Annotated in this window: 19 protein-coding genes; 16 read left to right on the top strand and 3 right to left on the bottom strand. The window is 63.0% G+C overall.

Translation table 11 applies throughout. The features are described from left to right. Positions 1-2 precede the first annotated feature (2 nt). The 3 genes from AC1DUR_RS18770 to AC1DUR_RS18760 are packed head-to-tail and all read left to right on the top strand — an operon-like array spanning position 3 to position 3,342. Positions 3-875 carry a uroporphyrinogen-III synthase gene (locus AC1DUR_RS18770; RefSeq protein ID WP_477720313.1) on the top strand — a complete coding sequence of 291 codons (873 nt, stop codon included), beginning with the start codon at positions 3-5 and terminating at the stop codon, positions 873-875. Then, on the top strand, positions 872-2,026 hold the full coding sequence (locus AC1DUR_RS18765; protein WP_477720312.1) for a uroporphyrinogen-III C-methyltransferase: 1,155 nt from the start codon (positions 872-874) through the stop codon (positions 2,024-2,026). The genes AC1DUR_RS18770 and AC1DUR_RS18765 overlap by 4 nt, the downstream gene beginning before the upstream one ends. 23 nt (positions 2,027-2,049) lie before the next feature. Then, on the top strand, positions 2,050-3,342 hold the full coding sequence (locus AC1DUR_RS18760) for a heme biosynthesis HemY N-terminal domain-containing protein (protein ID WP_477720311.1): 1,293 nt from the start codon (positions 2,050-2,052) through the stop codon (positions 3,340-3,342). A gap of 167 nt (positions 3,343-3,509) precedes the next feature. On the opposite strand, the gene AC1DUR_RS18755 is transcribed toward AC1DUR_RS18760, so the two are convergent. Further along, positions 3,510-6,623 carry an Rne/Rng family ribonuclease gene (locus tag AC1DUR_RS18755; RefSeq protein WP_477720310.1) on the bottom strand — a complete coding sequence of 1,038 codons (3,114 nt, stop codon included), beginning with the start codon at positions 6,621-6,623 and terminating at the stop codon, positions 3,510-3,512. A 636-nt stretch (positions 6,624-7,259) separates the two neighbouring features. On the opposite strand from AC1DUR_RS18755, the gene AC1DUR_RS18750 reads away from it, so the two are divergent. The 4 genes from AC1DUR_RS18750 to AC1DUR_RS18735 are packed head-to-tail and all read left to right on the top strand — an operon-like array spanning position 7,260 to position 10,667. Next, positions 7,260-8,450, top strand: coding sequence for an RluA family pseudouridine synthase (locus tag AC1DUR_RS18750; RefSeq protein WP_477720309.1), 1,191 nt, complete (start codon positions 7,260-7,262; stop codon positions 8,448-8,450). A 51-nt stretch (positions 8,451-8,501) separates the two neighbouring features. Further along, positions 8,502-9,161: an HAD family hydrolase gene (locus AC1DUR_RS18745; protein WP_477720308.1), complete on the top strand. Its 660-nt coding sequence runs from the start codon at positions 8,502-8,504 to the stop codon at positions 9,159-9,161. Positions 9,162-9,194: 33 nt separating this feature from the next. After that, a complete protein-coding gene (locus tag AC1DUR_RS18740) occupies positions 9,195-9,560 on the top strand; it encodes a Rieske (2Fe-2S) protein (protein ID WP_477720307.1) in 366 nt (121 codons plus the stop codon). A gap of 21 nt (positions 9,561-9,581) precedes the next feature. Further along, complete coding sequence (locus AC1DUR_RS18735) at positions 9,582-10,667, top strand: S49 family peptidase (RefSeq protein ID WP_477720306.1); 1,086 nt, start codon at positions 9,582-9,584, stop codon at positions 10,665-10,667. A gap of 109 nt (positions 10,668-10,776) precedes the next feature. On the opposite strand, the gene AC1DUR_RS18730 is transcribed toward AC1DUR_RS18735, so the two are convergent. Both AC1DUR_RS18730 and AC1DUR_RS18725 read right to left on the bottom strand, forming a co-directional pair. Further along, the gene (locus tag AC1DUR_RS18730; protein ID WP_477720305.1) at positions 10,777-11,544 is read right to left on the bottom strand and encodes an SAM-dependent methyltransferase; all 768 of its coding nucleotides are present in this window, start codon (positions 11,542-11,544) and stop codon (positions 10,777-10,779) included. Continuing rightward, positions 11,541-12,200, bottom strand: coding sequence for a Maf family nucleotide pyrophosphatase (locus AC1DUR_RS18725; protein ID WP_477720304.1), 660 nt, complete (start codon positions 12,198-12,200; stop codon positions 11,541-11,543). The genes AC1DUR_RS18730 and AC1DUR_RS18725 overlap by 4 nt, the downstream gene beginning before the upstream one ends. 115 nt (positions 12,201-12,315) lie before the next feature. Between AC1DUR_RS18725 and AC1DUR_RS18720 the strand changes: the two genes are divergently transcribed. From AC1DUR_RS18720 to fabF, 9 genes are all read left to right on the top strand, one after another. Next, positions 12,316-12,765: a YceD family protein gene (locus AC1DUR_RS18720; RefSeq protein WP_477721947.1), complete on the top strand. Its 450-nt coding sequence runs from the start codon at positions 12,316-12,318 to the stop codon at positions 12,763-12,765. 233 nt (positions 12,766-12,998) lie between these two features. Next, complete coding sequence (rpmF, locus tag AC1DUR_RS18715; RefSeq protein ID WP_007873878.1) at positions 12,999-13,181, top strand: 50S ribosomal protein L32; 183 nt, start codon at positions 12,999-13,001, stop codon at positions 13,179-13,181. Between the two features lie 84 nt (positions 13,182-13,265). Next, a complete protein-coding gene (gene plsX / locus AC1DUR_RS18710; RefSeq protein WP_477720302.1) occupies positions 13,266-14,378 on the top strand; it encodes a phosphate acyltransferase PlsX in 1,113 nt (370 codons plus the stop codon). A gap of 3 nt (positions 14,379-14,381) precedes the next feature. Further along, positions 14,382-15,359, top strand: a complete 978-nt coding sequence (locus tag AC1DUR_RS18705) for a beta-ketoacyl-ACP synthase III (protein ID WP_477720301.1) — start codon at positions 14,382-14,384, stop codon at positions 15,357-15,359. A 48-nt stretch (positions 15,360-15,407) separates the two neighbouring features. Further along, a complete protein-coding gene (locus AC1DUR_RS18700; protein ID WP_477721946.1) occupies positions 15,408-15,749 on the top strand; it encodes a hypothetical protein in 342 nt (113 codons plus the stop codon). Further along, positions 15,746-16,696 (top strand): ACP S-malonyltransferase, encoded by a 951-nt coding sequence (fabD, locus tag AC1DUR_RS18695; protein WP_477720299.1) that lies wholly within the window; start codon positions 15,746-15,748, stop codon positions 16,694-16,696. The genes AC1DUR_RS18700 and fabD overlap by 4 nt, the downstream gene beginning before the upstream one ends. Further along, entirely contained in the window at positions 16,693-17,439 is a 747-nt protein-coding gene (gene fabG / locus AC1DUR_RS18690) for a 3-oxoacyl-ACP reductase FabG (protein WP_477720298.1), read from the top strand. Before fabD ends, fabG begins: the two co-directional genes overlap by 4 nt. Positions 17,440-17,587: 148 nt before the next feature. After that, positions 17,588-17,827: an acyl carrier protein gene (gene acpP / locus AC1DUR_RS18685; RefSeq protein ID WP_011484542.1), complete on the top strand. Its 240-nt coding sequence runs from the start codon at positions 17,588-17,590 to the stop codon at positions 17,825-17,827. An 87-nt stretch (positions 17,828-17,914) separates the two neighbouring features. After that, complete coding sequence (gene fabF, locus AC1DUR_RS18680) at positions 17,915-19,159, top strand: beta-ketoacyl-ACP synthase II (RefSeq protein ID WP_477720297.1); 1,245 nt, start codon at positions 17,915-17,917, stop codon at positions 19,157-19,159. The last annotated feature ends 38 nt before the right edge of the window (positions 19,160-19,197 follow it).

Below are 19,197 nucleotides of genomic sequence, written 5' to 3'. Positions count from 1 at the left end.
GAGTGAGCATTCCCCGCCCTGTCCGCGTCATTGTGACCCGGCCCGCTCGCGATGCGCAGCACTGGGTGCAGCAGCTCCAGCAGAGCGGCATCGAGGCCGAGGCTCTACCCCTGATTGACATTGCACCGGCCAGCAGGCTTTCGGACCTGCAGGCGCTGGAGCAGGCCTGGCAAACGCTGGACAGCTACGCTGCCTGCATGTTTGTCAGTGCCAATGCGGTAGAGCATTTTTTCAGGGGAAATTTGGCTGCTAGCCTTGAATTCACTGAACAATCAGCTATTAATAACATAGCGAATTCGGTCTTAAGCCGGCCATTGCCCGACCTGCGCTTCATGGCGCCGGGGCCGGGCACGGTGGCTGCACTGCTTGCCGCCGGCGTTCCCGCGGCGCAGATCGATGCGCCGGCGCCGGATGCCAGCCAGTTTGATTCGCAAGCCCTGTGGCAGGTGGTGGGCCCGCGCCGCTGGCAGGGCCGCCGGGTGCTGATCGTGCGCGGGCACAGCGTCGGTGCGGCGGGCGAGGGCACAGGCTCGCCGGGCCGGGACTGGCTGGCACGCCAGTGGGAAGCGGCGGGCGCACAGGTGGATTTCCTGGCGGTGTACCAGCGCCGTGCGCCGGTGCTGACCGAAGCGCAGCTGCGGCGTGCCAGGGCTGCCAGCACCGATGGCTCGGTCTGGCTGTTCAGCAGTTCAGAAGCGGTGGCCAACCTGGCCAGCCTGCCGGCGATGGACTGGCGCCACGCGCGCGCCGTGGCCACGCATCCGCGCATTGCCGATACCGTGCGTGCTGCGGGCTGGGGTGTTGTTGTGGAGTCACGTCCGGCGCTGAACGACATCAAGGCCGTTGTCCGCTCGATAGAATCACTTCATCCATGAGCGACAGCAGCCATCCCGCCCAGCCCGAACAACCCGTTTCCGACAGCGAGTCTGTGCTGGAACGCGCCCTGGTACCGGCCGAGCCGCAGTCCGTTCGGCCAGATGCCTGGGTGGTGCCCCGCAAATGGGCGCTCCTAGTGGCGGTGCTGGCGGCGGCCGGCTTGCTCGCCAGCGGGCTGCTCTGGCAAAAGCTCGGCAATATCCAGGAAGAACTCGCCCGCCGCAGCACGGAGTCGGGTGCGCAGGCGATAGAAGCGCGCACGCTGGCCCGGCAGGCCCAGGAAGGCGCGCGGGAGCTGTCGGCCCGGCTGGCCCTGCAGGAAACCCGCATCAGCGAAGTCAGCCTGCAGCGCACGCAACTTGAAGAGCTGATGCAGAGCCTGTCACGCTCGCGGGATGAAAATCTGGTGGTGGATATGGAGTCTGCGTTGCGGCTGGCCCAGCAGCAGGCCCAGCTCACAGGCAGCGCCGAGCCGCTGCTCGCGGCGCTCAAGTCGGCCGAGCAGCGCCTGGCGCGCGCCGCCCAGCCCCGCCTGAACCCCTTGCAGCGCGCCATCTCCCGGGACATGGACCGCATCAAGGCGGCCAGCCTGACCGATGTGCCCGTGCTGCTGCTCAAGCTCGACGAACTGGTCCGCCTGGCCGACGACTTGCCGCTGGCCAATGCCATGGTGGCTGCGGCGCCTGTGCGCGGGGCGAATGGCCTCGCCGGGGCGGCTTCGGTCCCGCACACTGGCGCCTCCGCGCCCCAGCACTCGCTGCTGGTGTTTGACAAGCTGGTGCTCAATACCTGGGCGCAGCGGACGCTCGACAACCTGCGCGAAGAAGCCCGCAAGCTCTTGCGCGTGAGCCGCATCGAGCAGCCTGAGGCGGCACTGCTTTCTCCCGAACAGTCGTTTTTCCTGCGTGAAAACCTCAAGCTCAAGCTGCTCAATGCGCGCCTTGGCCTGCTGTCACGCCAGACGGAAGCCGCGCGCGCGGACTTGCTGAGCGCCAACGCCTGGCTGGGTAAATACTTTGACCCTGCTTCGCGCAAGACCCAGGTGGCGGCCCAGTTGCTGCAACAGGTGCAGGGCCAGCTCAAAACCAGCGAGCTGCCCCGCCTGGACGAAACCATGTCTGCACTGGCCACCGCGGCTGCAGGCCGTTAAGCGTTAAGGACAGGGAGCCAACGATGCGCGCCGCCCTCTGGCTTGTGGCCCTGTTTGGTGTCGCCGTGGCTGTGGCCCTGTTTGCGGGCAACAACCAGGCGGTGGTCACTGTCTTCTGGCCGCCGCACCGGCTTGATGTTTCCTTCAACCTGATGGTGCTGGTACTGGCAGGCTTTTTCATGCTGCTGTACGGTGCCCTGCGCGCCATGTCGGCCCTGTTCGCCCTGCCGCTGGAAGCGCGGCGCTGGCGTGCCCAGCAGAAAGAGCGTGCCATGTACGGCTCCCTGATGGACTCGCTGGCGAACCTGCTGGCGGGGCGCTACATCCGCGCCACCAAGTCGGCGCAAAACGCCCTCGTGCAGGAAAAAAGCCTGGGCCTGCTCACCGATCAATCGGGCCAGGTGACCGGCCACAGCGCGAGCCGGTCCACGCAATTGCGATCGCTGGCCCACCTGCTGGTAGCGGAAAGCGCGCAGTCCCTGCAAAACAGTGCCTTGCGCGACCAGCACCTGCAGCTGGCGCTGCAAAGCGCGGCCCAGCGCCATGCGCAGGAAGTGCGCGAGGGTGTGCAGCTCCGTGCGGCACGCTGGGCGCTGGAAGACCGTGATGCCGGCGCTGCACTCGAGTGGCTGACGCAGTTGCCCCAAGGCGCCGCGCGGCGTACCCTGGCCCTGCGCATGAAGCTGCGCGCGACCCGTCAGGTCAAGCAGACCTTGCTGGCGCTGGACACCGCCCGCCTGCTGGCCAAGCACCGTGCTTTTTCACAGGCGGCGGCGCAAAGCATTGTGCGCGGCCTGGCACTGGAGTTGCTGAACGACGCGCATGATCCGGCGCAGTTGCAGCAAGCCTGGTTTTCGCTGGACGAGAGCGAGCGGGCGATGCCTGAGCTGGTGGTGCATGCCGCATCGCGGCTGATGGCGCTGCACGGCGACGCCGGGCTGGCGCGCGCCTGGCTGCTGCAGGTGTGGGACCGCATGATGGAGCCGCGCTCGGAGATCGGCGACAACCTTCGCATCAAGCTGATCACGGTGCTGGAAGCTGGCCTGGACTCCCTGGACGCGGCCTGGCTGGCCCGTATCGAAACGGCGCAGCTCAGCCGGCCGCGCGACGCCAATCTGCAGTACCTGGCCGGCATGGCCTGCCTGAACCGCCAACTGTGGGGCAAGGCCCGCCAGCTGCTGTCGCAAGCCGCCATGGGCCTGCAGGATGCCACGCTGCACCGCAATGCCTGGCGTGCGCTGGCAGTGCTGGCTGAGCAGCGTGAGGATGAGCCGGCGGCGGCCCAGGCCTACAAGCGCGCTGCACAGCTTAATTAGAGATAGAAGCGCAAGGACTCTGCGGCCAGGCGCTGCTGTCTGTGCAGGGCGCAGCACAAAACTTCACGGAATACCGGCGCAAGAAGCTGGACAGGCAAAGTGGACAGGCAAAGAAAAGGCCCCGCGTGCGGGGCCTTTTTCATGGGGGGTGATTGCCCGTCAGTCCATCAGGCGGCCGGGTTTTCAAAGGGCAGCGTCATCGAGCCCAGATCGCGTTTGGTCTCCACCAGCACCAGTGGACCTTCATCGGACACCGCCAGGGGTGGGCGCTCGCGCGGCACATGCAGCGGTTTGATTTCAGCTGCGATGGCGGCTTGCACCTCGGCAATCTTGGCCGCATCGGAGTTGACCCACTGCAGGCCTGAAGACTCGGCCACCTGGGCCAGGTCCTGCAGGGGCAGGGCGTAGGCCTGGACCTTGGGCAGCGTGATACCGGCTGCTGCGGGCGCAGGTACCGGCACGGGCGCAGCCACTGGTGCGACAACAGCGGCTGGTGCCGTGTAGGCAGGCGCGGGAGCCTGAACCTGAGCCGGAACCGCAACTGGAACGTTTGCCGAAGGGGTCGTCGGTGCTACAAATTCTGCAGCGACTGGCGCACGCTCTTCCTGGGCTGGCACCTGACCTGGCGCTGAGCCGGCGGGTGCGGCGGCGCCCTCGGCGGGCTGCTCGCTGCGCTCGCCGGTTTCACCGCGCTCCTCGCCACGCTCGCGCCGGTCGCGGCCGTAGCGGTCACGGCTGCGGCGTTCGCGGGGCTGGCGTTGCTCGTCTGCCGGGTTGACGCCCTGGCCGGTCTCGTCGAGTGCGGCGGCGGCCATAGGCGCGGCTTCAGCATTCACGAGGTTGCCAGCCGCCTCGGGGGCCGGGCCCTGGCCCTCGGTGCGTTCGCCGCGGCGGTCATTGCGACGGCCACCGCGTTCACCACCCCGTTCGCCGCGTTCACGGCGGCCTTCGCCCCGTCCTTCGCGTCCGCCCTGCTGGCGATCGCCGTCACGGCCGGCTTCCGGGGCGGGCCTGTCCTGGCCTTGCACGGCAGCATCGCCACCCATGGCTGCAGCCATGGCGGCCTGGTTGGCCAGTGCGAGATCCTGCTCTACCGCATCGCGCGGAATGCGGTCCCCGCGTTCGCCGCGCTCGCGGCGGTTGCGGTCACCGCGACCTTCGCCGCGACCCTCACGCCCTTCACGGCTTTCGCCGCGGGGCTGGCCTTCGCCGCGATTTTCAGTGCGGGCTTCAGCGCGAACTTCGCCGGCGGGACGCTCCTGGCGTGCGCCTTCGCCGCGTGCTTCGGGACTGCGTTCACGGCGTTCGCCGCCGCGGCCCTCGGTACGGTCGCCACGGCCTTCGGGGCGGCCCTCCGGGCGAGCCTCGCCACGTCCTTCACCACGACTGCGGCCACCACGGCGGCCATCGCGGCCACCGCGCTCTGAACGTTCACCTCGCTCGCCGCGTTCGCCACGTTCGCCACGTCCATCACGTCGTGCGTCGCCGCCACGCTCTTCTTTTTTCACTTCAATGGCAGGCGCAGCAGCCGGTGCCTCGGCGCCGCCGAACAGGCTCTTGATCCAGCCAAAGAAGCCTTTTTCGGCCGCCACGTGGGCGGGCGCTGCCGGCGCAGGGCGGGGTGCCACTTTGGCCGCAGGGGCTACCGGTTCGGGCTTGGGTGGCGCAATCGGCGCAGGCGCATCGGGCAGTACGCCCTTGATCACGGGTTCCTGCTTGTTGTGTTTTTCCTGGCTGCGGCGGGTCACCGTCGTCGGGTCTTCCACCTCGTCGGCCAGCTTGTAGCTCGCTTCGATATTGTCCAGGCGCGGATCGTCGTGCTTGAGGCGCTCCAGGCGGTAGTTCGGCGTCTCCAGTGTCTTGTTGGGAACCAGCAGCACATTGATGCGCTGCTTGAGCTCGATCTTGCCGATTTCGGAGCGTTTTTCGTTGAGCAGGAAAGATGCCACATCCACCGGCACCTGGCACAGCACCGAAGCCGTGCTGTCTTTCAGGGACTCTTCCTGAATGACGCGCAGGATCTGCAGCGCCGAGCTTTCCGTGTCGCGGATATGGCCGGAGCCGCCGCAGCGCGGGCAGGGAATCGATGCGCCTTCCGACAAGGCTGGCCGCAGCCGTTGACGGCTCATTTCCATCAGGCCGAATTTGCTGATGGTGCCGAACTGCACGCGTGCGCGGTCTTGCCGCAGCGCATCGCGCAGGCGGTTTTCCACGTCGCGGCGGTTGCGCGACTCTTCCATGTCGATGAAGTCGATGACGATCAGGCCACCCAGGTCGCGCAGGCGCATCTGGCGTGCGACTTCGTCGGCGGCTTCCAGGTTGGTGCGCGTGGCGGTTTCCTCGATGTCGCCGCCCTTGATGGCGCGGGCCGAGTTGACGTCGACCGAAACCAGTGCTTCGGTGTGGTCGATCACGATGGCGCCGCCGGAAGGCAGTTGCACGGTGCGGGCGTAGGCCGATTCGATCTGGTGCTCGATCTGGAAGCGCGAGAACAGCGGTGCGTCATCGCGGTAGCGCTTGACGCGGTGCTCATGCTCGGGCATCACATGCGCCATGAACTGGCGGGCCTGCTCGTAGACGTCGTCGGTGTCGAACAGGATGTCGCCGATGTCGCTGTTGAAGTAGTCGCGGATGGCGCGGATCACCAGGCTGGATTCCTGGTAAATCAGGAAAGCGCCCTTGCCGCCCTTGCCGGCGCCGTCGATGGCCGTCCAGAGCTTGAGCAGGTAGTTCAGGTCCCACTGCAGCTCAGGCGCGCTGCGGCCGATGCCCGCGGTGCGCGCGATGATGCTCATCCCGTTCGGGTACTCGAGCTGGTCCATCGCTTCCTTGAGCTCGGCCCGGTCGTCGCCTTCGATGCGGCGGCTCACGCCACCGCCGCGCGGGTTGTTGGGCATCAGGACCACATAGCGGCCGGCAAGCGACACGAACGTGGTCAGGGCTGCGCCCTTGTTGCCGCGCTCTTCTTTTTCCACCTGGACCAGCAGCTCCTGGCCTTCGCGGATCACATCGTTGATGCGTGCCTGGCTGACCGGCACGCCTTGTGCAAAGTATTGCTTGGAGATTTCCTTGAACGGCAGGAAGCCGTGGCGGTCTTCACCGTAATCGACAAAACAGGCTTCCAGCGAAGGCTCGACGCGGGTGACGACGGCCTTGTAGATGTTGCCCTTGCGCTGCTCGCGCCCTTCAATTTCAATTTCGTAGTCGAGGAGTTTTTGTCCATCGACGATCGCCAGACGGCGTTCTTCTGCCTGTGTGGCGTTTACCAGCATCCGTTTCATGGGTAGCTTTCCTTATCGTTCTTCGTTTTGATGTCATGTCTCGAACATCAATCACATGCCCAAAATGGGCTAACGACGCCGGAGGGACGCAGTGCGAACGTGGGGAATTGCCGGAGAGCTTTTGACCGCACCCTGGCCGACTGAAAAATCAGTCAGCGAAGTGGTCTGGGCGTAGGCGCGTGGATGGAGTGAGCAGGGGTCAAACAGGTGCTTGCCACAAAATATGTAGCGGCTTGCGCCCACTGGACAATGGGTGGAGGCTGATTTATGCCAAAAAGCAGGGCCCCAAGGCGCCGCAGGCATATATTTATCAGACTGACCCATGTTGTCATCAGAAGGCTACCCGTTAAAGGACTTGATCTCAGCTGGATCCGCATGCAGCCTGTTGTGCACGATGATTGGCGTGACTTGGGCTGAATGCATGGTATTCCGTAGTTGTATTCGCAAAACGCCGACTCGTCTGCACGGTAATCCGCTCGCCGCGAGGTGCCTGGCACTCGTCGCTTGCGGGCAATTGCCTGCAGGGCATCGACCTTCCAGCGGGGCTGTAGGCGGCTTGTTAACAAGCCTTTTGATGGGCTCCGGACTTGGGTGGACTAAACTCCAGACAAATCAACCACTTACAGCATATCGCTAGTGAAACACATTATAGGGGTAGCGGCAGGCAAGGCAAGGAGACCGGTTAAAGCACCGGTCCGCGCGCTTGTTGCCGCCTCCCAACCCAGGCCCCAGACCCCGTCCCGTCCCGTCGTTCGCGAGGTGGCTGCCCCGGCGCAGCCCCAGGCGACGCTGGTCACGGTCGATGAAGACTACGCCGGCCAGCGGCTCGACAACTTCCTGATCCGCCAGCTCAAGGGTGTGCCCAAAACCCATGTTTACCGCATCATCCGCAGCGGCGAGGTGCGGATCAACAAGGGCAGGGCGCAGGCCGACACCCGCCTCGAGGCTGGCGACGTGGTCCGCCTGCCGCCGGTGCGGACCTCGGAGCGGGCTGACCAGAAGGCCCAGGCCATGGCCGAGGAGGTGGCGCGCCACGGTGCCAGCTCCACCGTCGGCGGGTATGCGCCCTCGCGGGAGTTTCCCGTCCTTTTCGAAGATGACTTCCTGCTGGCCATCGACAAACCGGCCGGCGTGGCCGTGCACGGCGGCAGCGGTGTGAGCTTTGGGGTGATTGAACAATTGCGCATGGCCCGGCCGGAGGCGGATTTCCTGGAGCTGGTGCACCGGCTGGACCGGGAAACCAGCGGCATCCTGCTGATCGCCAAGCGCCGCATGGCCCTGAAACTGCTGCAGGAGCAATTTCGCGAGCGCGAAACCGACAAGGTTTACCTGGCGCTGGTGAGCGGCAACTGGCCTGCCAATCACCGCGTGATCGACAAGGCGCTGCATAAATACCTGTTGCCCGGTGGCGCTGGTGAAGGCGAACGGCGCGTCAAGGTGGTGTCCAATGACCATCCCGACGGCATGCGCTCGGTCACGCTGGTCAAGGTCAAGTCCGCCTTTGCGGCCCTTCCCGTGGCCCCGGGCACCCCGTTTACCCTGCTCGAAGTCACCATCAAGACCGGCCGCACGCACCAGATTCGCGTGCACCTGGCCAACGAGGGCCACCCGATTGCGGGGGATGATAAATACGGCGACTTCGAGCTGAACAAGTCCCTGCAGAAGTCCGTCGCCGGGGGCGCGCCCCTCAAGCGCATGTTCCTGCATGCCTGGAGCCTGAAATTCAACCACCCCAAGACACGCAAGACCATCCACCTGGAAACCCCCTTGCCCGACGAACTGCAGCAGTTCCTGTCGCTCCGGCCCGAAGGCACCCGAGAACCGTGACGCTATGGCCCCAGCCCTGCAGGGCGTGCCGGGGCCAGCGACAATCAAGGCATGCACACCCGAAATTTTGACCTGATCGCCTTTGACTGGGACGGCACGCTGTTCGATTCCACCAGCATCATCGTGCGCTGCATCCAGGCCGCGGTGCGTGACGTGGGTGGCACCGTGCCCACCGACCAGGCGGCCGCCTATGTGATCGGCTTGGGCCTGATGCAGGCGCTGGCCTATGCGGCTCCGGATGTATCCGCTGAAAAATACCCCGAGCTGGGCGCCCGTTACCGCCACCATTACGCTGCCCACTACGACGACCTGATCCTCTTTGACGGCGTGTTGCCGATGCTGAATGCCCTCAAGGCGCGTGGCTTCCGGCTGGCGGTGGCCACCGGAAAATCCCGGCGCGGGCTGGATGAGGCGCTGCGGAGCGCGGAACTCAAGGGCATGTTTCACGGCTCGCGCACGGCCGACGAGACGGCCGGCAAGCCCGACCCGCGGATGCTGCATGAGCTAATGGAGGAATTCGGCTGCACGTCTCAGCGGATGCTGATGGTGGGCGACACCACGCACGATCTGCAGATGGCGCTCAATGCGGCCTGCCCCAGTGTGGGGGTGAGCTACGGCGCGCACGAACCTGATGCCTTCACGGCCCTGGCGCCGCGCCACGTGGCCCATTCGGTGCAGGACCTCCATGACTGGCTGCTGGTCAATGGCTAGTAATGGCTAGTACCAGCGACTGAAGGGCTTCCCATGGATGAGCTGTTACCCCTGTGCAATGCCAGTGACCTGGTCGACGGCGGGGAGGCAGTGCCCTTCGATATCAACTATGCGGGCCAGACCTGCCGGGCTTTTGCCATCCGTTACGAGGGCCTGCCGCATGCTTACCTGAACCGCTGCACGCATGTGGCCATGGAACTCGACTGGCAGCCCAACCAGGTGTTTGACGACAGCGGACAATGGCTGCTGTGCGCCAGCCATGGTGCGGCTTACCGGCCCGATACCGGCCAGTGCGCAGGCGGCCCCTGCCAGGGCGGGTTGATCAAAATCACGCTTTCGGAAAATGACGGGGTTGTTTATTGGCATTCCGCTTACAACCTCAGACCGGTACAGTTCTAATACTTCTCTAAACTAGCGACCATGAACGAATCCAACCGCCCCGACAATCCGAACGACACCTCCCCTGATCTCCTGCGGGAGTCGGATTTCAGGCCGAACCAGCCGGAGTCCCGTCCTTATCCGGAAGATCGTGCTCCTGAAGCGGGAGCGAAAAAAGCCCTTCAGGCCGACCCGTCCCTGGCTCCCGGCTGGGAGCGCGCGACGCTGGAGAAGCTGGCGTTTGCATCGCTCAATGAGCAAAAAGCTGCCCGCCGCTGGAAAGCCTTTGTGCGCCTGTCCTGGCTGGCGTTTTTCATCGTGCTGGTGTGGATGCTCCTGCACCGCGGTACCCCCGCCACCGATGCGGCCGCGCCGCACACGGCCGTGGTGGAGATCAAGGGTGAAATCGCCGCCGGCGCCGACGCCAGTGCCGAGTTTGTCAATGCGGCGCTGCGTGCCGCGTTTGAAGACGATGGCGCCAAGGCCGTGGTGCTGCTGATCAACTCACCGGGGGGCAGCCCGGTGCAGGCCGGCATGATGAATGACGAAATCCTGCGCCTCAAGATCAAGCACAAGAAGCCGGTTTATGCCGTGGTGGAGGAAACCTGTGCATCGGCAGCCTATTACATCGCGGTGGCGGCCGACAAGATTTACGTCGACAAGGCCAGCATTGTCGGCAGCATCGGCGTGCTGATGGACGGCTTTGGCTTCACTGGCCTGATGGACAAGCTGGGCGTGGAACGCCGGCTGTTGACGGCTGGTGAGAACAAGGGCTTTCTGGACCCCTTCAGCCCGCAGAGCGACAAGCAGCGCGTGTATGCGCAGGCCATGCTGGACCAGATCCACCAGCAGTTCATCACGGTGGTGAAAGCCGGCCGCGGCAAGCGCCTCAAGGAAATGCCGGAGATGTTTAGCGGCCTGTTCTGGAGCGGCCAGCAGGCGGTGGAGCTGGGTTTGGCTGACCAGCTGGGCGGCCTGGAGTATGTGGCACGCGAGGTGGTCAAGGCCGAAGAGATCATCGACTACACGCGCCGCGAGAATGTGGCCGAGCGCCTTGCCAAGAAGTTTGGCGCGGCCATGGGCGAGGGGGCCATGAAGGCCTTCAAGGTCATTCCTGCCATTCGCTAGGCGCCTTTTCGGATCACGCAGCGCCAAAAAACAGCTGCACCACAAAACCAAAAAAAGCCCGCCATTTCATTGTGCGGGCTTTTTTTTATCGGGCTGCCCCAGATGTTTCTCAGCGGCCTATGCAAAAAACCGTGGGCAGATCCAGTGGCAGGACTGGTTTGTCGCGTTTCCAGCCGCTGGCCTGCATGCTGCGCGACGAGGCCTTGTCCAGCGTCAGGCCGCAGCTCAGTGCCAGCCGTGTATTGCCCTGCAGCGTTTGCAGCAGCGCCTGTAGCAGGGCCGCATTGCGGTAGGGCGTTTCAATAAAAAGCTGGGTCTGGCCGGTTTTCAGGGCCAGAGACTCCAGCTCGCGGATGCGCTGGGTCCGCTCGCCGCCGTCTTGCGGCAAATACCCGACAAACGCAAAGTTCTGGCCATTGAGGCCGCTCGCCGCCAGCGCCAGCATCAGCGACATGGGGCCCGTCAGCGGCACCACCTGCAGCCCGAGGTCATGCGCTGCGCGCACCACTGACGAGCCCGGGTCGGCGATCGCCGGCATGCCGGCTTCACTGACCAGGCCCATGTCATGGCCCTCCGTCGCGGCCACGAGCAGCGGCCGCGCATCAAAGTTGCCGGTGTGATCGCCCTTCTTGTGGACCTCACGCGGCAGCTCCTGAATTTGTAGCGACTGCAGCGGGTGCGCCAGGGGGTGCTGTTCGTTGATGCGCTTCAGGTAAGCGCGGGTGCTTTTGGCGTTCTCGCAAATCCAGCAGGACAGCCGGGCTGCGACCTGCAGCGTGCCCGAGGGCATCACGTCCTGAAGCGGGGCCTGGGTGTCGCAGCCAAAATCAAGCGGCGCGGGCACCAGGTAAAGCCGGCCTTTCATGGCGCCGCTCATCGCTGTGCCCCGCTGCCGGTGAGCAGGGCCACACCGGCCGCCTGGATCATTTTGCAGGTACGTATCAGCGGCAGGCCGACCAGTGCGGTCGGGTCGTCGTTGTCAATCGATTCGAGCAGCGCGATGCCCAGCCCTTCGCTTTTTGCGCTGCCGGCACAGTCATAAGGCTGCTCGGCGCGCAGGTAGTTTTCAATCTCCGCATCGCTCAGGTCCCGAAATGTCACCCGCACGGCCGCCAGGCTGCTTTGCTCGAACCCGCTTTCCAGGCACACCACGGCCACCGCCGTTTGAAACACCACGGTTTGGCCCCGCATCTGACGCAGTTGCGCAACCGCCCGTTCGTGGGTGCCTGGTTTGCCCAGCGGCAGGCCGTTCAGGTCGGCCACCTGGTCGGAACCGATCACCACCGCATGGGGAAAATTGCGAGCCACCGCGCGTGCCTTGGCGAGTGCCAGACGTTCAGCCAGCAGGCGGGGCGTTTCGCCGGGCAGCGGTGTCTCATCAACGTCGGGAGTTGCCACCTCAAACGGGAGGTGCAGGCGCTGCAGCAGTTCGCGGCGATAGGGCGAGGTCGAGCCCAGCACCAGTGGGCGGCTTGTGGGCGCAAGGGCCGTGGCTGCCGTTGATGCGGCGACCGGGTTGGAGGCAGAGTTCATGCTCCGATTCTCTTACACTGCACCCATGTCCAGATCTCTTCAAGCCCACCGGCTCAACATGCAAGCTTTCGCCCAGGATGGTGTGCCGCTTGTCGAAACCACTTTGCTACAAAATATGAAGCGCCTTGTGGAGGAAACACAAGGGCTGGAGCCTGAGTCAGTTATAAAGTGGGAGGCTCGGGCGGAGCTGCGGCCACGCCCGGGGGCTGATGACGAGGTCTGGCTGCACCTGCAAGCGCAAGCGGATGTGCCGCTGACCTGCCAGCGTTGCATGGGGGCGGTGGTCACCCCTGTCCAGGTGGATCAGTGGTACCGTTTTGTTGCCAACGAAGACATTGCGATGGCCGAGGACGATCAGTCCGAAGAAGACCTGCTGGTGATGGAGCCGCAATTCGATTTGCTGGCGGTGCTTGAAGACGAGTTGTTGATGGCGTTGCCACTGGTGCCCATGCACGGCGAATGCCCGGTGGCTCCCAAGTTGCAGGCTGGTGAGGCTGACGTCGCCGACGAATCCGGTCAGAAGCCCAATCCTTTCGCTGTGCTGGCGCAGCTCAAGAAAAAGTAATAAATTTGTATTAGATTTACTATCTGCGGCGGCGGGAATTCACTGGAATGATGCGCAGCCACGGAATTGCCGGGCGGGGTGATGGCCAAAATTGCCGGTATCGCGCTATAATCAAAGGCTTCGCGTGCCAATGTAGTGATGCGGCCCTGTAGACCAACATACAGGCCCAGCTACCTGAATTCAAAAATCTGGCGCGTAATTTACCAACCCTATACCCCCCTCAGGAGCGGATCATGGCCGTCCAGCAGAACAAAAAGTCACCTTCCAAGCGCGGCATGCACCGCTCGCACAACGCACTCACCGTGCCAGGCATCGCTGTGGAATCCACCACGGGCGAAACCCACCTGCGCCACCACATCAGCCCGACCGGTTTTTACCGTGGCCGCAAGGTGCTGAAAACCAAATCCGAAGCGTAATTCCGCGCTTGATGTACTGGCCCGCACTGATACTGCGGGCCTTTCTTTTGTCCATAATTCAATCTTGACTGCGCCGGTCTTTTCATGATCAGGATCGCTGTCGATGCCATGGGTGGGGATGTTGGCCCGGACGTGACCGTTCCCGCCAGCCTGGCCTTTTTGAGCGGCCACCCGGAAGCCTCGGTGGTGCTGGTGGGTCAGCCAGACGTTCTGGCGGCGCACCCGCAATACGCCCTGCTGCAATCGCATCCCCGCTGTCAAATCGTTGCCGCCAGCGAGATCGTCACCATGGACGATCCGATCGAAATCGCATTGCGGCGAAAAAAGAACTCGTCCATGCGGGTGGCCATGAACCAGGTCAAGGACGGTGTCGCCCAGGCCGCTGTTTCGGCCGGCAACACCGGCGCACTGATGGCCATTGCCCGCTACGTGCTGAAAACCATGGAGGGCATCGACCGGCCCGCCATTGCGACACAGCTGCCCAATGCTGCGGGCGGCGCCACCACGGTGCTGGATCTCGGCGCCAATGTGGATTGCACTGCCGACCATTTGCTGCAGTTTGCGGTCATGGGTTCAGCCTTGGTGGCCGCCATTTCCGGTAAACCCGCGCCTAGCGTTGGACTGCTCAATATCGGTGAAGAGGCGATAAAAGGCAGTGAAACCATTAAAAAGGCCGGTGAATTGCTGCGATCTGCCTCTATTTCCGGTGATCTAAATTTTTACGGAAATGTTGAAGGCAACGATATTTTCAAGGGCACAACCGATATCGTGGTGTGCGATGGCTTTGTCGGCAATGTGGCGCTGAAAGCCAGCGAGGGGCTGGCGAGCATGATCGGTGGCTTCATCAAGGCTGAGTTTTCACGCAATATTTTGACGAAATGCGCGGCAATTGTGGCCTATCCTGTGCTAACTGCATTTAAAAACCGGGTAGACCACAGGCGTTACAACGGCGCCGCATTGCTGGGCCTGCAAGGCCTGGTTTTCAAAAGCCATGGATCCGCAGATGCCTTTGCTTTTGAGAGGGCGCTGAATCGGGCTTATGATGCGGCTCGTAACAATTTGCTGGAGAGAGTTCGCGAACGCATCGCCCATGCCGCCCCCTTGTTGGTGGCGGGGCAGCCGGCACCGGCCAACAATGGCGTGCCTGCGGTTTCTTCGATGGCAGTTGACCCAGCAGTCCCAACAGCGGCACACTAATCAATGACCCGTTATTCACGCATCACTGGCACCGGTAGTTACTTGCCACCGCGCCGACTGACCAATGCCGAGCTGGCCGCCGAGCTGGCCACCAAAGGCGTTGAAACTTCCGACGAATGGATTGTGGAGCGCACCGGTATCCGGGCGCGCCATTTCGCCGCGCCCGATGTGTCCAGCAGCGACCTCGCCGTGAAAGCTGCCCGGCACGCGCTGGAAGCTGCAGGTCGTCAGGCGTCCGACATCGACCTGATCATTGTTGCGACGTCGACGCCAGACATGGTGTTTCCCTCTGCCGCATGCATCGTGCAGAACAAACTCGGCATTGCGGGTTGCCCGGCCTTTGATGTCCAGGCGGTTTGCAGTGGATTTGTTTATGCACTGACCGTGGCCGATGCGTTGATCAAAACCGGCTCGGCCACCAAGGCGCTGGTGATTGGCGCGGAAGTGTTCTCGCGCATTCTGGATTTCTCCGACAGGACCACCTGCGTGCTGTTTGGCGATGGTGCTGGCGCCGTGGTGCTGGAAGCGTCGGAGACGCCGGGTATCCTCGCCAGCGATCTGCATGCTGACGGCAAGCATGTCGGCATCCTGTGCGTACCGGGCAATGTATCGGGCGGCCAGGTGCTGGGCGATCCCTTCCTCAAAATGGACGGGCAGGCGGTGTTCAAACTGGCCGTGGGTGTACTTGAAAGTGCGGCCCGGGCCGCACTGGCCAAGGCCAATTTGCTGGATACGGACATCGACTGGCTGATTCCGCATCAGGCCAATATCCGCATCATGCATAGCACTGCCAGGAAGCTGAAGGTGCCCCTGGAAAAGCTGATCGTCACGGTAGACGAGCATGGCAACACCTCGGCTGCATCCATCCCGCTGGCACTGGATGCGTCCGTGCGCAGCGGCAAGGTGAAAAAAGGTGACACCCTCATGCTCGAAGGCGTGGGCGGCGGTTTTACCTGGGGTGCAGTGCTTCTCAACTATTGAGATGGCTGCCTGTATTTCCCGGCCAGCTTCTGACAGACAGGTGGCCGTTTGAGTCTCAGACCGTCAGGCCGTGTGGATGCCATTGCAATCCTGCTGCTGGTGGCGGCCTTTGTCCTGGCCGGCTGGAAAATCTCCAACCGCCTGCCTGCCGTCAGCTATGCGGCGGCACCGCAGCAGGCGGTGTTGCCGGGCGCTTCCCTGAAAGCCCCGCCGGACGCAAGCCTGCCACCGCAGCAGCGTTCACCTGACGGCCGTTTCCGCTTCGAAAATCGCGGGCCGCATGGCGGCGGGTGGGGTGGGGCGTGCCTGACCGGTTGCCGTCCTGATGGGTTTCTTAGAATGGCGGGCGCTGACAGGGTTCGCCGCTTGATAACTGGAGTAATTATTTGAAATCGTTCGCTATTGTTTTTCCCGGTCAGGGTTCGCAGTCGGTGGGCATGCTGGACGCCTGGGGCGACCATGCTGTCGTCCGGCAAACACTCATCGAAGCATCGGATGCCCTGGGTCAGGATATCGGCCAGCTGATCAAGGACGGCCCCAAGGAGGCCCTGGCCCTGACGACCAACACCCAGCCGGTGATGCTGGTGGCGGGTGTGGCCGCCTACCGGGCGTGGATGGCGGAAACCGGCACGGCGCCGGCCGCCGTGGCTGGCCATTCGCTGGGCGAATATTCTGCGCTGGTGGCTGCGGGGGTGCTGTCCCTGGCGCAGGCCGCGCCGCTGGTGCGCTTCCGCGCCCAGGCCATGCAGGACGCCGTGCCTGTGGGTGTGGGCGCGATGGCGGCCATTCTGGGCATGGACGCAGCCAGGGTCATCGAAGGTTGTGCCGAGGCGGTCCGCACCTTCGGGCTCAATACCGATGAGGTGGTGGAAGCCGTCAATTTCAACGACCCCCTGCAAACCGTCATTGCGGGCAGCAAGGCTGCGGTGGACAAGGCTTGCGAGGTGCTGAAAGCCAACGGCGCGAAGCGGGCCTTGCCCCTGCCGGTGTCGGCGCCGTTTCATTCGAGCCTGATGAAACCGGCCGCCGAAAAACTCAGGGAAAAACTCGCTGCCATCGATTTCGCGGCCCCGCTGATTCCCGTCATCAACAATATCGACGTGGCGGTAGAGACGGATGCCGATCGCATTCGCGCAGCGCTTTACAAGCAGGCTTTCGGGCCGGTGCGCTGGGTCGAGTGTGTCCAGGCCATCAAGGCGCGCGGGTTGACGACGGTTGTCGAGTGCGGGCCGGGCAAGGTGCTGGCCGGTATGGTCAAAAGAATAGACCCGGAATTGACGGGCGTGCCCCTGTTTGACCCGGCCTCAATGGCAGACGTGAAGGAGATGCTGGCATGAATGAAGTCAAGTTTGAAGGACAGGTTGCACTGGTCACCGGTGCGTCGCGCGGCATAGGCGCCGCCATTGCGCTGGAGCTGGCCCAGAAGGGCCTGAAGGTCATCGGTACGGCCACCAGTGATGAAGGTGCGGCCAAAATCAGCCAGGTCCTTGCCACTTTCCCCGGTTGTGCCGGCAAGAACCTGAATGTGAATGATGCTGCGGCGGCCGAGGCGTTAATAGACAGCATCGTCCGGGAACACGGCGGCCTGCAGGTGCTGGTCAACAATGCCGGAATCACGCGTGACATGCTGGCCATGCGCCTGAAGGACGACGATTGGGATGCGGTGCTCGACACCAATCTCAAGGCGGTGTTTCGCATGAGCCGCGCCGTGATGCGCATCATGATGAAGCAGCGTTATGGCCGCATCATCAGCATTACGTCGGTGGTGGGTGCATCAGGCAACGCGGGGCAGTCCAATTACGCCGCCGCCAAGGCGGGTGTGGCAGGCATGACGCGAGCATTGGCGCGCGAACTGGGCTCGCGCAACATCACGGTCAACTGCGTGGCGCCGGGCTTTATCGAGACCGACATGACGGCCAGCCTGCCTGAAGAGCAGCAAAAAGCGCTGCTGGGGCAAATTCCGCTGGGCCATCTCGGCAAGCCGCAGGATATTGCGCATGCTGTGGCTTTTGTGGCCAGTCCGCAAGCGGCCTACATCACAGGGCAGGAAATTCATGTCAACGGCGGCATGTACATGTAGCCGCTCAGCCTGCCTCATGAGGAGCATGGGTTGACGGTGGTAAAACACATCAAATCGGGGCCGGTTTTTATCCGTCCGGCCTGATGCTTAGGGAAACGACCCTAACGCGGTAAAATCACGGATTAATTTACAACCCTCAGAGGGAACTATGAGCGATATCGAAGCACGTGTTAAGAAAATCATTGCCGAGCAACTTGGCGTTGAAGAAGGTCAAGTCACCAGTGAAAAAGCCTTTGTGGCCGATCTCGGCGCTGACTCGCTTGACACCGTAGAACTGGTTATGGCTCTGGAAGACGAGTTTGGCATTGAGATTCCCGACGAAGATGCCGAGAAAATCACCACCGTCCAGAATGCGATTGACTACGCCAACACCCATCAAAAGGCTTGAGGCCCAAGGTTCCAGACCTTTGCCTTTGCCGTCATTCAACCTGAAAGGCCGTTCAGGGTCTTTTCGGGTTTTTTTCAGGATTACTGAATGAGCCGTCGTCGTGTCGTTGTGACAGGTTTGGGTTGCGTCAGCCCGGTAGGTAATACCGTCGCTGATTCGTGGGCCAATTTGCTTGCCGGAACTCCCGGCATTGACCTGATCACGCAATTTGATGCAAGCAACTTTGCCTGCAAGTTCGCGGGTGAGGTGAAGGGCTTCAAGATCGAGGATTACATCCCCGAGAAGGAAGCCCGGCACATGGACCGCTTCATTCACCTGGGCCTGGCTGCGGCGTTCCAGGCGGTCGCTGACAGTGGCTTGCCTACCGGCGATGCGCTCGGCGACGAGCTGGCTACCCGCATTGGTTGCAACATCGGCTCGGGCATTGGCGGTTTGCCGATGATCGAGCAGACGCATGCCGAGCTGGTGAATCGCGGCCCACGTCGCGTTTCCCCGTTTTTTGTGCCGGCGTCGATCATCAACATGATTTCCGGCCATGTGTCGATCAAGTTTGGCTTCAAGGGGCCCAACATCGCGGTTGTCACGGCATGCACCACCGGCCTTCATGCCATTGGCCTGTCAGCCCGCATGATCGAATACGGCGACTGCGACGTCATGATTGCCGGCGGTGCTGAAGCGACGGTGTCGCCTTTGGGTGTGGGCGGCTTTGCCGCAGCCCGCGCGCTGTCAACCCGCAATGAGGACCCCAAGACCGCTTCACGTCCCTGGGACAAGGACCGCGACGGCTTTGTACTGGGCGAGGGCAGTGGTGTTCTGGTGCTCGAGGAGTACGAGCATGCGAAGGCGCGCGGCGCAAAGATTTATGCTGAAGTCATCGGTTTCGGCATGAGCGCTGACGCCTATCACATGACCGCACCCGACATCAACGGGCCGTGCCGTTCCATGACCATGGCATTGAAGAATGCAGGCGTCAACGCCGATCAGGTTCAGTACCTCAACGCGCATGGAACTTCCACGCCGCTGGGCGACCTGAACGAGACCAACGCCATCAAGGCGGCATTTGGCAGCCATGCGAAGAACATGGTGGTCAGTTCGACCAAATCGATGACAGGCCACCTGCTGGGCGGCGCCGGTGGCATTGAGTCGGTGTTCACCGTGCTGGCATTGCATCACCAGAAGATCCCCCCCACCATCAACATTTTCAACCAGGATCCCGAGTGCGACCTGGACTACTGCGCCAACGTGGCGCGCGACGCCAACATTGAAATTGCGGTGAAAAACAATTTTGGATTCGGCGGCACCAACGGTACGCTGGTTTTCAAGCGCGCCTGACGTCGCCCTGTTTCCACCTTTTCAAGCACGCGCCCAAG

The sequence above is a fragment of the Polaromonas sp. P4_F4 genome (genome assembly GCF_056401355.1).
The sequence above is the reverse complement of the archived record's forward strand: the minus strand, read 5'-3'. Positions and strand labels throughout refer to the sequence as shown.